Raw genomic sequence first — 14,916 nt, 5'->3', positions numbered from 1 at the left:
TTTCGTATATACTGCAAACTAATATCAATTACATTTTTTTAAGAATGATTTTTATACGATTGGAGAGTTCATTATGGAGAAGAAACAGAAAACGATTGCGATTCTTACCAGCGGCGGTGATGCCCCCGGTATGAATGCTGCAATCCGTGCAGTTGTAAGAACTGCTTTGCACAGAGGGATACGTGTACTGGGCGTAAGAAGAGGTTACAATGGTTTGATTAACGGTGATATGGTTGAGATGAATTTCCTTTCGGTATCCGATATTATGCACAGAGGCGGAACAGTTCTCTATACAGCGCGCTGCCCCGAGTTCCGCGAGGACGCTGGTGTTGAAAAAGCAAAAGAAACTTGTATTAAAATGGGGATAGACGGGCTGGTTGTAATCGGTGGCGACGGTTCTTACCGCGGTGCGCGCGATCTCTCTCTAAAGGGCATTCCATGTGTTGGCGTACCCGGTACGATTGATAACGATATTTCTTCTACCGAATATACGATTGGATATGATACCGCGATGAACACCGTTTGTGAAATGGTGGACAGATTACGTGATACATCTCAATCTCACGACCGTTGCTCGGTGGTTGAGGTTATGGGCAGAAAAGCAGGGTACATTGCTTTAAACACCGGTATTGGCTGCGGAGCATCTGTAATTTTGATGCCTGAGGTTGAATGCGATATCGAAAAAGACGTTATTGATAAAATAAAAAGCTCGCATAAAACCGGTAAACAGCACTTTATTGTAATGGTAGCAGAAGGTATTGGCGGTGTAGAAGATATTGCCAAAAAAATTGAAGCAGCTACAGGTATTGAGTCCCGTGCATGCGTGCTGGGGCACGTGCAGCGCGGCGGTGCACCAACAGTAACAGACCGTGTTGCGGCTACAAAAATGGGCTACCATGCTGTTGAACTGCTTGAGCAGGGCATTGGTAACCGCGTTGTAGGTATGCAGTGCGGTGAGGTTGTTGATTATGACATTCTCGAAGGCCTCAAGATGGTGAAAACCATTGATATGAATACAGTAAAAATTGCAGAAGAAGTTGCTCTGTAAATTAGTTCGTATAAACAGATAAGTAAACAAGCCTGTATGCATTATGCATACAGGCTTGTTTTGTTGTTTGTAGTTATATTGGCACAAGCATTTTCATACATGTAACTAATTGTATCGTAAACCGTAAAAATTAGGTAAAATAACAGATTAACAAAATTTGCTATCGAAAAAAATACCGAATTTTGCAATAAAAAGTAGAAGAATAAGCACTAAACTATTGATAAATATTTACTTTAAGTATATCATGAAATTAGAATAAAAAATGGAGAACTATGGTCTATCCTAAATGACAACTTGTTTTGCGACTTATTATATTAATTTTTGTGGGGGTCAACATGAAACGATTTATTGCACTCATTCTTGCTGCAACATTAGCTTTTACCACTGCAGGCTGTACTGGTAAACCCAGTGCGCCGCAAGATCTTGTCAGTACCGAAGATACCATCTTGTCTCGTGAAGAAGATGAGGAGATGATTTCAGAAGATGAATTTCCTGATGCAAATAATATCAGTGCTATAGAAGAACCTTCAGAGAGTTCTTCTGCTCCATCGTCATCTTCTGTTCCATCATCATCGGCAAGTTCCTCGGTTTCTTCTGCTGCTCCCCAAAAATCATCCAGCAGCTCAACTGCTTCTTCAAGCCAATCATCAAAAAGCAGCAGTTCTTCCAGTTCACAAAGTTCATCTGAAAGCTCAGAAGAATCGGAAGATGAGGACGACGATGAGCCAAAATCAGTTTCATCTGTTTCGGGTGAAGTTCGCGCTGTTTGGATATCTTACTTGGATCTTTCTCCTATGATTAAGGGCAAAACAAGGTCCACATTCCGCAGTAACATCGGTGCAGCGTTCGACAATGTAGCCGACCTTGGGCTCAACACGGTTATTGTGCAGGTCCGCCCTTTTGGCGATGCACTCTACCGCTCCAGCTATTTCCCATGGTCTTACCTTATCAGTAACAGTAATATCGAGGGGAAAGACCCCGGCTACGACCCGCTTGAGATTATGGTTTCTGAGGCACATTCTCGCGGACTAAAATTTGAAGCATGGCTAAACCCGTATCGTATTCGTTCCAAAGGCAGTAAAGTGGATTTGGCTTCCAACAATATCGCATCAGAATGGTTGGAAGACGAATCGGATTATGTGATTGAATACGGCGGCGGTATTTATTATAATCCTGCAAGGAAAGAAGTGCAGGACTTGATTGTAAATGGTGTTAAAGAAATTGTAGCAGACTACGATGTCGACGGCATCCATTTTGATGATTATTTTTACCCGGCACCCGATAAAAGTTTTGATGAAGATGCTTATGCCGAATACAAGTCGGGCGGCGGCAATCTCAGCCTTGCAAGTTGGCGCAGAAGTAACGTAGATACATTGGTAAAACGTGTTTACAGCACCATAAAATCTACCAACAAGTCATGCAAATTCGGTATCAGCCCGCAAGGCAACCGCAGCAACAACTACAATTTACAGTACATAGATGTTGAGAAATGGACGTCCAACGCAGGTTATATTGACTATATCTGCCCGCAGATTTACTGGGGCTACAACAACAGCAGTGCACCGTATCAAGATGTCTTGGAGGATTGGGAAAGCCTGATAAATACTTCGCGCGTTAAGTTGTATGTAGGCCTTGCAGCATACAAAATCGGTGGTTCTGAAAAAGATTTTATCAACAGTACCAACATTATGAAGCGACAGGTTTTGTCCGCTCGTGAGCAAGATCACTACAAAGGATTTGCTCTTTACCGATATGATTCGCTGTTTAATCCCGATTCTAGCCTAAAGTCTCAAATCAATAGAGAAGTTAATAATCTGAAGTCAATCCTCGACTAGATTGGTGTCAGCGGAGGTTTAAAATCTGTGTCTAAAAATAACATATTTAAAAACAATAAAATGCTAGCAATCATCCTTGCATCCATCTTTCTCGTCATTACATTGGCTACAGGTGTGCTCGCTGCTTATAACGCGGGCAAGCTTCCTGATAAATCGTCAAAGGATGACAGCTCTGCAAGCGACGAAGTGACAACCGATAGCGAAGGCGAAGCTTCTTCTGATTCTACGGATTCGGCATCTGAAGAGACCGTATTAAACAGCGATTCTTTGCAATTTGACCGCCCAAGTGAACTGCGAGCCGTATTTTTGGTTCCCGGCTCCGATATTTTGGCAGGCGAACTCAGTGAATCTGCAGTGAAAGCAGAAGTAGATAAGGCAATATCCGACGCAGTAAACTTTACCGCAAATGCTGTAGTGGTAGATACTATGTTTAAAGATCAGGTAATCTACGGTACTTCGGGTGCAGTAGGCGGCTTTGATGTACTCGACTACATAAAAACCAAAGCAACCGAAAACAAGCTACTTACATATGCTACACTGCCTGTACTTGGCTCTGCTGTACAGGTCGACAACGCTGTAATCGATAAAATAGCACAAAGTACAAAAGCATTTGCCCAACAGTATAAGCTTAACGGTATTTATCTTGATGACTTCTACCTTGACAGCGCAAGTGGCGGATTTGCTGCCTATCAGGCAAATGGTTCTGGTATGGGGTACGAAAACTATATGCGCTCTATGTCCACTGCTGCGTTTAAAGCGGCATCCGATGCAATCCGCAAGAACTCGCCTGCTACGCAAGTAGGGCTTTATACCACAGCGGTATGGGCAAATAAGGCAACCAATGAAAAAGGCTCTAATACCAATGCAGCTTACCAAGCACTGGTTAACGGCAATGCAGATACTAAACAATGGGTAGAAGACGGTTTGGTGGATTTTATCGCCGTCAAAGCAAACGGAAGTATGACCGACGGCGCAATCCCGTTTGAAGCAGTTGTATCTTGGTGGGGCGCGGTTGCCAGCAACGCCGACGTACCTTTGCATCCGGTACATTCTTCCAGTAAAGCGGTTTCGGGCGAAAAAGGGTGGACAAGCCCTACCGAATTGGTAGAGCAATATATTACAGCCAAAAAAGTGAATGGCTACGAGGGCAGTGTATTCGATTCGCTCAAGGCGCTTACGGCAGACCCTCAAAAAAGCACAACCACTCTTCTTGCTACATTTCAATCAAAAGTAAATCTTGCAAACGTGCTTACAAAATTGGCGCTTACAAAGCCGAATAAACCTAACATTACTACTGCCGAACCAACCTATACTCTCATGGGTGCATCTGCCCCCGATTTTGAGCTGACAATGAACGGCAATAAAGTGGAGCGAGATGCAAACGGCTATTTCAGCATCACCGCAGAACTGAAAGAAGGGCCGAACGTATTTAAGTTCGAGCATAAAGGCGATGTGCAAACTTATACCATAACGCGCCAAACACAGGTACTGAAGGAAATTTCCCCCACAGGTAACCTTACCGTTGAGGGAGGAATGACCATTTCCATTACTGCAATGGCTTATCCCGATGCAACCGTATCTGCAACCATCAACGGTGCAACCATATCTATGTCTAAATCAACCACCGAAGATGATAATATCGATAAAAACCAATCTTACGTTAAGTTTGTGGGTAACTATAAAACACCTGCAACCAGTGCGGATAAAAGTATCGGTAATATTGTAGTAACTGCAACTTCAAACGGAATGAGCAAATCACTTACCGGTGCTGCGGTTACTATTACGCCCAAAGTGCCGATTGGTGATGGTCAGCTGGTAGAAGTCAAGGCACCGGCTGCCGAAACTTTTCCCGATGATACATTGGACGATCTTTCCAACGGCAGTTACTTCCCAATCGGTATTGGTGCACGTGACTATACCGTAAGTGATGAGTTGGAATACAACGACGGAAATAAAACGCATTATTATTATCTGCTAAAATCGGGCAGACGTGTTTACTCCAAAGATATCAGTGTGGTCAAAGGTGCCGACCTCAACGGGAATAAAGTCAGCAGTATGAGTGTATCCAGCGGCAGCGGTACTACCAAAGTATCGTTTAAAACCGATAAACAGGTATCTTACACCTTAAAGCATTCCGGCTCCAAAATATCCATTCAATTCCACTACACCACCTCTACCCCAGGCAGCTCTAAGGTGGGCAGCAATCCTCAATTTTCATCAGCGTCATGGTCAGGTTCAACCGTTACTTTAAGTCTTAAAAACTCCAGAAGTTTTATTGGTTATACAGCCGAGTATTCCGGAGGAGATTTGATTTTCCGCTTTAAAAATTCACCCGGCGGGCTAAGCGGTGCCAAAGTATACATTGATGTCGGACATTCTGCCGACAGCCGCGGAGCAAGCGGTTATATTTCACCCAGTGACGGAGGTATGACAGAGTACGATATAAACCTTGCCGTATCTAAAAAGCTAAAAGGTATTTTGGAGAGTAATGGGGCATCGGTAAGCATGCCGAGTACTTCAAGCTATGTTGAACTCGAAGATCGAATGGCTAGGGCAGCAAGCTATGACCCGCATGTGTTGATAAGCGTACATGCAAACTCCAGTACAAGCTCCAGCGCAAGCGGCTCGGAGGCATTTTATTTCTATAATTTTGCGTCCGGTCTTGCTTCCAATGTTTCTTACAATATGGCAAATGCGCTTAATATCAATAATCGTAAAGCAAAAAATGCACGATATTATATGACACGTACTTCTCAGTTTTCGGCAATCCTTTCCGAAAGTGCTTTTGTATCCAACTCGGATGAATACGCGATTCTGACGGACAGCGACTACCAGTACGACCTTGCCAAAGGGATTGCTCAAGGCATTAACAGCTTTTTGGCATCTGCTGCGGGCAGCTCGGGAGGAAGTGTTGAAGACGGCGAAATTGCGGAAGAAGAGGAAGAATCCAGCAGCGAAGGTGATGTAAAAGTAACGGGTGTTTCCCTTAATAAATCTTCTATGCGTCTTGCTGTCGGCGATTCCCAAACTTTAGAGGCTACGGTTAAACCCAGCAATGCCGCAAACGATAGAGTTGCCTGGAGCTCCAGCAACGAATCGGTAGCTGTTGTTGATTCCGATGGTGAGGTAACAGCCAAAAAAGCGGGTACGGCTACGATTACAGTTACAACTAAAGATGGCAAAAAAACTGCCAAGTGTACTGTAACTGTAACCGCGAAATCCGAAAGCGAAAGTGAAAGTGTTGGGTTGGACAGCGTAACCATTTACAGCCCTCCCGATAGAATAGAAGTGGGCAAAACACATACTTTCAGTGCTTATGTTGCTCCCGATAATGCTACCAATGTTACCTACGAATGGTCGGTAAGCAATACGAATATTGCAGTAATTAATAAAACCAGTGGCTTGTTTACCGCTAAGGCAGTAGGCAGCGTTAAAGTTACAGTTACGGCAAAAAGCGGGGGAGTTGCCAAAACCGATTATTATACCGTTGATGTTTTGGATAAAATTATAAGTGTCACCGGTGTATCACTTAATCCTACTTCATTAACATTAAATGCAGGTGAATCCAAGCAGCTTGTAGCAACGGTTTCACCAAGCAATGCAACCAATACTGGGGTGAAATGGAGTGTTTCGGGTGACAGTGGTATTACCGTAGATAGAAATGGTGTTGTCAAAGTAAGTGAAAACATCACCAAAGATGTTAGAACTACTGTGACGGTTATCACCAATGATGGTAGGAAAACGGCAAAATGTGAAATAATTGGCAAAGCAAAATCGACGCCATCTTCTTCCTCACAGTCCGAGCCGTCATCCTCTAATTCTGAAACAAGCAGTTCCAGTAAACCTGAGAGCAGCAGCCAAGAGGCAACACCGCCTGATGCTAAATCCTCTGAAAGCAGCGCCTCAGAAAAAAGCACCTCCTCAGCACCTCCCGCCGTGACAAGTTCAAGTTCACCCCAAACAAATTCATCTGCTGCTACGTAGCGCAATATCAACGATATAATCCCTATATAAAAAATACATAATAAAATTTTATTAAAAAAGAGCAGGATTCTACAAATTTCCTGCTCTTTTCTGTTGATTTAGCTAAGAATATGCGCTATACTAAATAATTGGATGATAAAAAAACATCTTAATGTTATTAATTTAACAATAATTGAAAAATTATGATAAAAGGGAGTGCTAACCTTGTTTAAAATAATTAAGAAAAAGCAATTGAACAGTGCCGTTACATTAATGGAAATTGAAGCGCCGTACATTGCCAAAAAAGCAAAAGCAGGTCAGTTTATTATTTTTCGCGTTGATGAGCACGGCGAACGCATACCTCTCACCATTGCAGACAGCGATGCAGAGCGCGGTACCGTTACGATCATCTATCAGGCTGTTGGGCGTTCTACTATTATGCTCTCCCAGATGAATGAAGGCGATTCCATTTTGGATTTTGTTGGTCCTTTAGGCACTGCTACACATCTTGATGGTTATAAAAAGGTTTGTGTTGTCGGCGGCGGCGTCGGCAATGCAATTGCATATCCCTCGGCAAAAGCATTGTTCAACAATGGCGCGGAGGTTGATGTTATTGCAGGCTTCCGCAGTAAAGATATTGTAATTTTAGAGGATGAATTCAAAGCGGTATGCAGTCATTTGTATATCACTACGGATGATGGTACCTACGGCGAAAAAGGCTTTGTCACCAATAAATTGCAAAGTCTTATCGATGCAGGCAATCAATACGATTTGGTCATCGCGATTGGCCCTATCCCAATGATGAAGTTTGTGTCGAAGGTTACGGAACCTTACGGCATAAAAACATTGGTTTCTCTTAATCCCATCATGATAGATGGTACAGGTATGTGCGGCGGGTGCCGTGTTACAGTCGGCGGCGAAATCAAGTTTGCATGTGTTGACGGCCCCGATTTTGACGGGCACCAAGTGGATTATGATGAATTAATGAAGCGTAATTCGTTCTATAAAGAGAGAGAGCATTGCGATGTTGATACCTGCCGCATGCTCAATGCAAAACCGGAATAACACCGAATACTTGAACTAGATGGAGGTTGAACACCATGCCAAATATGGCTCCGAAAAAAGTTCCCATGCCGGAACAAGACCCTAATATTAGAAATAAAAATTTTAAAGAAGTTGCCGAAGGATATACCCCTGAAATGGCAATTGAAGAAGCAAAACGTTGCCTAAACTGCAAACACAAACCCTGCGTTAACGGTTGCCCTGTTAATGTGCGGATCCCTGAATTTATTGCACAGGTGGCAGAAGGCAACTTTGCAGATGCGTATAAAATTATTACAAGTACCAATGCGCTGCCGGCGGTATGCGGCAGAGTATGCCCGCAGGAGCACCAGTGCGAGGGCAAGTGTGTTCGCGGTATAAAGGGTGAACCTGTTGCCATAGGCAGGCTGGAGCGCTTTGTTGCTGATTGGTATATAGAAAACGGTACCGAAAAAGCAGAAAAACCCAAAAGCAATGGGCACAAAGTTGCAGTAATTGGTGCGGGGCCTGCCGGCCTTTCCTGTGCAGGCAGCTTGGCGCAAAAAGGTTTTGATGTTACAATTTTTGAAGCGTTCCATACTGCGGGCGGCGTGTTAGTTTACGGTATTCCGGAGTTCCGTCTGCCAAAATCCATCGTTGCAAAAGAAATTGATAAGCTCAAAGATATGGGCGTTAAAATTATGACCAATATGGTTATGGGTAAGGTACTGTCCATTGACGAACTAATGGATGATATGGGCTTTGAGGCTGTGTTTATCGGTTCAGGTGCAGGTTTGCCCAGCTTTATGGGTATCGAAGGCGAGGCTTTGGTCGGCGTCTACTCTGCAAACGAGTACCTCACCAGAATCAACTTGATGAAAGCTTACAAAGAGGGTTACGATACCCCAATTGACAGATGCAAGAACATTGCTGTTGTAGGCGGCGGCAACGTTGCTATGGATGCTGCACGCTGTGCAAAACGTATGGGCGCCGAGAACGTGTATATTGTTTACCGCCGTTCTATGGAGGAACTCCCTGCTCGTGCAGAAGAAGTGCACCATGCAAAAGAAGAAGGCATCATCTTTAAATTGCTTACCAACCCCGTTCGTATTTTGCCTGATGAAAACGGCAGAGTTCGCGCAATGGAATGCATTGAAATGAAGCTTGGCGAACCGGATGCTTCCGGCAGACGCAGACCGGTTGAAATTGCCGGTTCCAATTTCGAATTGCCTGTTGATAGTGTGGTCATGTCCATTGGCACTTCGCCCAACCCCTTGCTTCGTACTACTACTCCTGGGCTTGAAGCGAACAAACGTGGCTGCCTGGTTGCAGACGATAAAATGCACACCACCCGCGAGGGCGTGTTTGCAGGCGGTGACGCTGTTACAGGTGCGGCAACTGTTATTCTTGCAATGGGTGCAGGTAAAACTGCAGCAGATTCTATTGAAGAATATATACTTAACAAGTAATACAAAACTAAAAAACCTATCAGTCTTATGACTGATAGGTTTTTTTATAAGTATTTATACTTTCTTTTTTCTGTTTATAGTGGTAATGATGATAAAGCTGATAACTGAAATTGCTATAAATACATAAGTTAGAGGAATTAACGCAAACGGTTCGATAAGTATTCCTTCTGGTGATAATCTATTACCTATGATTGTATAGCCAACAGCGCACGAAATTGCAATTAATATTGATAATATTGGCAGCCAGTACCTTTTTAAAATATGCTTCATATAAATTCTCCTCTATTATAAAGTGCAAGATTACTCTCTAATATCTATTATACAGTTTCTGTTCTTATAGAAATATTATTATTTTTTAAACTAATCGTAAATTTTTCAAATTAATATAATGCAAATAATGCCGATTCTAAAATAGCGTTGGGGTTATAATTATTGGGTGCTTTTAGTGTTTTAACCAATGCTTCTGCCTGTTTGGATGTTAGTTGGCTTGGCTCAACATTATAATAATGTAATGCAGCTTCTTTTATTCCGTAACAGCCTTCTCCAAAATAAGTAATATTGCAGTATAATTCTAAAATTTCTTTTTTTGTCAGTTTCGTTTCAAGGTTCAAAGCAACAAGCAGTTCGGCAACCTTTCTTTCATATTTTTTCTCAAAAGAAAAATACAGGTTTTTAGCAAGCTGTTGTGTAATTGTACTTCCGCCCTGGATAAAGGCTCCTGCTTTTATATTGTTGTACATCGCTCTTGCTGTAGCAATAAAATCAATTCCGCAATGCCAATAAAAACGTCGGTCTTCCGAGTCGATAACCTTGTCCAAATATTCTTGTGATATTTGATCAAGCGTTACATAAGTTTCTTTGGTTTTGATTTTTTTAATTTTATCTTGTATGCTTGTTTTTTCGACAGCGCTTTGATACATTTCAACTCCTGTGGATACAACAGGGGCATATCTAATGGACGAAAAGCACACACAAATTAAAAAAGTAACCGAAAATAAACATAAAACTATTTTTTTCATAATACATCCCTCAATATATAAAACGATTCTCTAACTGTTTTTTCTTCAACTTAAAAATAGTATATTATATGGCGGCATCTCTATATCTCTTGTATATTATTATAATATTTGCCAGGTTTTCTTGCCATTGAACCGGCTTACATTTACCTTACATTTCTGTCACACAAAACTGCTGTTTGCACGGTGTTGTTTGTTATGTTTGATGTTTGTCTGCATTTTTTTATCTGTACGCTCATATGATTAAGATGAAAGTAAAACCTGAAAGCAAAGGAGCGTATACAATGATGAGCAGAGCAGAAAGAAACCAAGCACGGCAAAGATCGTCCCATCGGCAATACGGGCAGTCGCAGCGTCAGGATGCGATACTTTCTACTATGCTTGCACAAATTACGGTCTGCTTAATATTGCTGGTACTTGCTTATTGTTTTAAAATTTCGGGGCTGCCTATTTACGAGAACACAAAAGCAGCTGTCAGTGAACTACTTGGGCAAGAGCTTCACCTAAGCTTTATCGATGATGTTATGAGCAGGTGGAATGTACAGCTTCCGGTTTGGTCAGACAATAAAGAACAACCTCAACCCCAGCAACCGTCATCGCAGGCAAGCGAGAAAGAACAGTCCCAGTTAATTGATTCTGAATTAGCAGGCTATATCGAGGAGTATTTGCCGCAAGATACGCAACCTGAGAGTTCGGCAGATGAAACAACAGAAGATGAGGCACAGCCTTCATCCAAAACCAAAGTATCCGGTGAAAATAATCAAGACGGGCAGGGGGGCGGAATTAACCCTGTCCGTCTTGTTGGTACAAAGCGGAGGTTGACCGCACCAAACACGGCAACACTTTCGCCATTTTTTATAACAGACAAGCCTATCCTGCCTGTAAAGCTTGGTACGTTAACTTGCCGTTTCGGTTTTCGTAAACATCCTATAACAGGTAAAGATGACTTTCATACAGGTGTGGATATCGCTGCCCTGGAAGGAACCCCTATTTCAGCAGTGCTAAACGGGACTGTAACCGAAATCGGCGAATCTGCAATTTACGGTAATTTTATTGTTATTCAACATAGTGTGGGGTTCGAAACGGTCTATTGCCATTGCAGCGAGATTCTTGCACCTGCGGGTGCGGTGGTGCGCCAACGCGAAATTATTGCAAAAGTAGGCAGTACGGGCATGTCGACAGGCAGCCATGTCCATCTCGAATTTAAAGTAAACGGTTTGCAGGCAAACCCTGCGTGGGTGTATGATGAGTTTTAATATATTAGGCGTCTCTGTGAGCGTGAGCTACCCTTTTTTGGCGGTACTCACGGCTTTTTTAACTTTCGATAAAACGGGCCTCGGCGGGCAGATGTTTTGCGCCGCACTTTTGCACGAGTTGGGGCATCTTACGGTGATGTACCTATTTCGCCAGCCACCGCGTAGCATCGATTTTGTTTCGTTTGGCATCCGCATCCGTAAGCAACAGAGCACGGCTCTATCATATGGCAAAGAAGTTCTTGTTTTTTTAGCCGGCCCGCTTTCTAATTTTATTTCCGCGGCAATACTATACATAATAGCAGACGCGCAGTTTACACAACTTGCACTGGTACATATTCTTTTGGGGTTGTTCAATTTATTGCCCATCGGTGCATTGGATGGGGGGATGATAGTTGGAAATCTAGCGCACTGTTTTACAAGCGAGCATACTGCTAAGGTAATTTCACTTACTGTGTCGCTGCTATGTCTGCTGCCGATTATGGCAGCCTCTTTTATCTTGGCAATTCAAGGTAAAGCAAACGTCACGCTGATTGTCACATCTTTTTATCTTGCTTTCACCATTTTTGCAAGTAAAGACAGATAGTGCTTTTTGTTGAAATTATGTCCGATTTGCTGTATGATAGATAAGATAATGTCAAACAATAATAAACTGTTGTTTGTTTGGAGGTTTCAATGGAGAGCATTAAAACACAATTAGATAAAATTCTGCTTAAAGTTCAGCGCCCTGCACGTTATGTAGGCGGTGAACTGAACAGTGTAGTAAAGCAACGCGAAGAGGTAGATTTCCGCTTTGCGTTTTGTTTCCCCGATACCTATGAAGTGGGTATGTCACACCTCGGTATGAAGATTTTGTATTCTCAGCTTAACGAAATGGATGGGGTTTGGTGCGAGCGCGTGTTTGCACCCGAATCCGACATGGAGAAGCTGATGAGAGAGAACCATATTCCTCTTTACGGGCTCGAAAGCATGGATTCCATCGCAGATTTTGATATGATTGGGTTTACCCTACAGTATGAGCTTAGCTTTACAGGGGTCCTCAATATGCTCGACCTTGCGGGTGTACCTGTACGCAGTGAGCAGCGCAGCAGTTTAGCACCCTTAATTGTTGCTGGCGGTCCTTGTGCATGTAACCCAGAGCCCATCGCCGATTTTATTGATTTGTTTATGCTTGGCGAGGGCGAAGAGGTTTTGCCCGAACTGGTAAATGCTTACCGCGATGCAAAAGCCAAAGGGCTTTCTAAAGCAGAATTTCTCAAGATAGCTGCACAGATTCAAGGCGTTTATGTTCCGTCTCTTTACGAGTTTGCGTATAACCAAGACGGTACCGTCAAATCAATCACTCCGCGTGATGGTGCCCCTGCTGTTGTAACCAAGCGTATTATAAAAGATTTGGACAAGGTGTATTTCCCAAAAGAATTCATTGTACCGTTTGTTGAGCCGGTGCACGACCGCTCTATGATTGAGGTGCTGCGCGGCTGTATCCGCGGGTGCCGTTTTTGTCAGGCGGGGTTCATCTATCGTCCATTCCGCGAAAAATCTCCCGAAACGCTCAATAAAAACGGTTGGGACCTCACCTGTAATACAGGCTACGAAGAAATATCGCTTTCGTCTCTTTCTACCAGCGATTATTCCAAACTAGGAGATTTACTGGACAAAATGCTTGTGTGGACGGATAAAGAGCAGGTAAACTTGAGCCTGCCGTCGCTGCGTGTGGATAACTTCTCTGAAAAACTGCTTGAGCAGATTGCAAAGGTTCGCAAAAGCGGGCTTACTTTTGCACCCGAAGCAGGTACGCAGCGTATGCGTGATGTCATCAATAAAAATGTTACCGAAGAAGAGGTCATCCACACCTGCACCACGGCATTTCAGGGTGGATATACTGCGGTAAAGCTTTACTTTATGCTGGGGTTACCCACCGAGACCAACGAAGACTTAAAAGGCATTGTCGACCTTGCGCAAAAAGTGGTTGACCTTTATTACTCTTTGCCCGATAAACCAAAGGGAAGGGGAGTTACGGTTTCCATCAGCCTTGCAGGTTTTGTGCCCAAGCCGTTCACGCCCTTTCAGTTCGAGCCGCAGGCGACGATGCAAGAACTTCAGGAAAAACAAAAATACCTGTTATCCTGTGTGACAAGCCGCAAAATTAATGTAAAATATCACGACTCCAAAACCAGTGTTCTTGAGGGTGTCTTTGCTCGGGGCGACCGTCGCCTGTGCAATGTTATCGAAACAGCGTGGCGCAGCGGTTGTAACCTTGATGGCTGGGACAATCATTTTAAATTTGAAAACTGGATGGCGGCTTTTGATGCATGCGGCATTGACCCGACGTTCTATGCCAACCGCACCCGCCCCTACGATGAAATTATGCCTTGGGATCACCTGGATTACGGTGTTACCAAACGTTTTCTGATTGAAGAAAATAAAAAAGCACATGCCGATACCGTTACCCCCCACTGCCGTTTAAAATGCGGCGGCTGCGGTGCAAATAAACTAAACGGAGGGTGTAAGTTTTAATGGATATGTCAAACGTCCGCGATATTCGCGTGTTCTTTACCCGCCGCGATGCTGCAAAATATATTTCTCATCTTGATGTAAACCGCTGCTTTCAACGTGCGCTTGCACGTTCGCATTTGCCGGTGTGGTATACGCAGGGCTTTAATCCCCACATTTACATCACTTTTGCAATGCCCACACCTCTTGGTTATGAAAGTGATTGCGAGACAATGGACTTGCGCGTGACCGAAGAAATCTCGATGAATGAAATTAAAGACCGCCTGAATGCTGCACTGCCAATGGGGCTACGTGTTTACCATGTTGCTTCGCCAATACACAAACCCGATGACATTGCATCATGCGATTACCAGGTGTTGGTGTCTGCACCGAGTAAAACAAGTGCCGAACTGCAAGAAATGTTTCAAGCAATGCTCAATCGCGATATAATCCCTGTAGAAAAGAAAACAAAAAAAGGCTTTAAAGAAATCGACCTTAAACCATTTATCGGTTTAAAAGGCTTAGATTCTTACGAAGACGGCATTCGCCTTTTACTGCGCCTTGCAGCAGGCACTACTACAAATATCAACCCCACACTGGTGTTTGATGCTTTTTCAAAACTGTACAATATGGAGCTTGATTGCATTCGTGTAAAGAAGCTGCAGGTTTATACCGATAACCCCGTAAAAGATGAGATTTTCGAATAAAGCACTTGCATTTATTAACAAAATATGATATTCTATTAAGGCATTTAGTGGCCGCTTTGCGCCTTGCGCAGGGTGGGGATTAATGCCCGGTCTCAATGGCCGCGACATTAAA

Annotated in this window: 11 protein-coding genes; 9 read left to right on the top strand and 2 right to left on the bottom strand. The window is 43.3% G+C overall.

Features of this window, described 5'->3' with window-relative positions; translation table 11 throughout:
* Positions 1 to 73 precede the first annotated feature (73 nt).
* The 5 genes from pfkA (at position 74) to gltA (ending at position 9,335) form a co-directional block, all read left to right on the top strand.
* Entirely contained in the window at positions 74 to 1,048 is a 975-nt protein-coding gene (gene pfkA, locus EDD70_RS08150; protein ID WP_092751197.1) for a 6-phosphofructokinase, read from the top strand.
* A gap of 335 nt (positions 1,049 to 1,383) precedes the next feature.
* Positions 1,384 to 2,883, top strand: a complete 1,500-nt coding sequence (locus tag EDD70_RS08145) for a glycoside hydrolase family 10-like protein (RefSeq protein WP_092751199.1) — start codon at positions 1,384 to 1,386, stop codon at positions 2,881 to 2,883.
* 27 nt (positions 2,884 to 2,910) lie between these two features.
* Entirely contained in the window at positions 2,911 to 6,867 is a 3,957-nt protein-coding gene (locus EDD70_RS08140) for an Ig-like domain-containing protein (RefSeq protein WP_092751201.1), read from the top strand.
* Positions 6,868 to 7,071: 204 nt separating this feature from the next.
* Complete coding sequence (locus tag EDD70_RS08135) at positions 7,072 to 7,911, top strand: sulfide/dihydroorotate dehydrogenase-like FAD/NAD-binding protein (RefSeq protein ID WP_092751203.1); 840 nt, start codon at positions 7,072 to 7,074, stop codon at positions 7,909 to 7,911.
* Positions 7,912 to 7,946: 35 nt separating this feature from the next.
* Positions 7,947 to 9,335 (top strand): NADPH-dependent glutamate synthase, encoded by a 1,389-nt coding sequence (gene gltA, locus EDD70_RS08130; RefSeq protein WP_092751205.1) that lies wholly within the window; start codon positions 7,947 to 7,949, stop codon positions 9,333 to 9,335.
* Between the two features lie 54 nt (positions 9,336 to 9,389).
* Here the strand turns inward: gltA and EDD70_RS08125 are convergent, their stop codons facing one another.
* Positions 9,390 to 9,605, bottom strand: a complete 216-nt coding sequence (locus tag EDD70_RS08125) for a DUF3955 domain-containing protein (RefSeq protein ID WP_092751207.1) — start codon at positions 9,603 to 9,605, stop codon at positions 9,390 to 9,392.
* 110 nt (positions 9,606 to 9,715) lie between these two features.
* Positions 9,716 to 10,354 (bottom strand): biosynthetic peptidoglycan transglycosylase, encoded by a 639-nt coding sequence (locus EDD70_RS08120; protein WP_092751209.1) that lies wholly within the window; start codon positions 10,352 to 10,354, stop codon positions 9,716 to 9,718.
* A gap of 281 nt (positions 10,355 to 10,635) precedes the next feature.
* Between EDD70_RS08120 and EDD70_RS08115 the strand changes: the two genes are divergently transcribed.
* The 4 genes from EDD70_RS08115 to EDD70_RS08100 all read left to right on the top strand — a co-directional run bounded on the left by EDD70_RS08115 (position 10,636) and on the right by EDD70_RS08100 (position 14,804).
* Positions 10,636 to 11,607 (top strand): M23 family metallopeptidase, encoded by a 972-nt coding sequence (locus EDD70_RS08115; RefSeq protein WP_162840765.1) that lies wholly within the window; start codon positions 10,636 to 10,638, stop codon positions 11,605 to 11,607.
* Positions 11,608 to 11,623: 16 nt separating this feature from the next.
* Positions 11,624 to 12,190 (top strand): site-2 protease family protein, encoded by a 567-nt coding sequence (locus EDD70_RS08110; RefSeq protein WP_162840766.1) that lies wholly within the window; start codon positions 11,624 to 11,626, stop codon positions 12,188 to 12,190.
* Between the two features lie 89 nt (positions 12,191 to 12,279).
* Positions 12,280 to 14,121, top strand: a complete 1,842-nt coding sequence (locus tag EDD70_RS08105; RefSeq protein ID WP_092751215.1) for a TIGR03960 family B12-binding radical SAM protein — start codon at positions 12,280 to 12,282, stop codon at positions 14,119 to 14,121.
* On the top strand, positions 14,121 to 14,804 hold the full coding sequence (locus tag EDD70_RS08100) for a TIGR03936 family radical SAM-associated protein (protein WP_092751217.1): 684 nt from the start codon (positions 14,121 to 14,123) through the stop codon (positions 14,802 to 14,804). The genes EDD70_RS08105 and EDD70_RS08100 overlap by 1 nt, the downstream gene beginning before the upstream one ends.
* Positions 14,805 to 14,916: the final 112 nt, after the last annotated feature.

Source organism: Hydrogenoanaerobacterium saccharovorans (assembly GCF_003814745.1).
Taxonomy (GTDB): Bacteria; Bacillota; Clostridia; order Oscillospirales; family Ruminococcaceae; genus Hydrogenoanaerobacterium; species Hydrogenoanaerobacterium saccharovorans.
The sequence above is the reverse complement of the archived record's forward strand: the minus strand, read 5'-3'. Positions and strand labels throughout refer to the sequence as shown.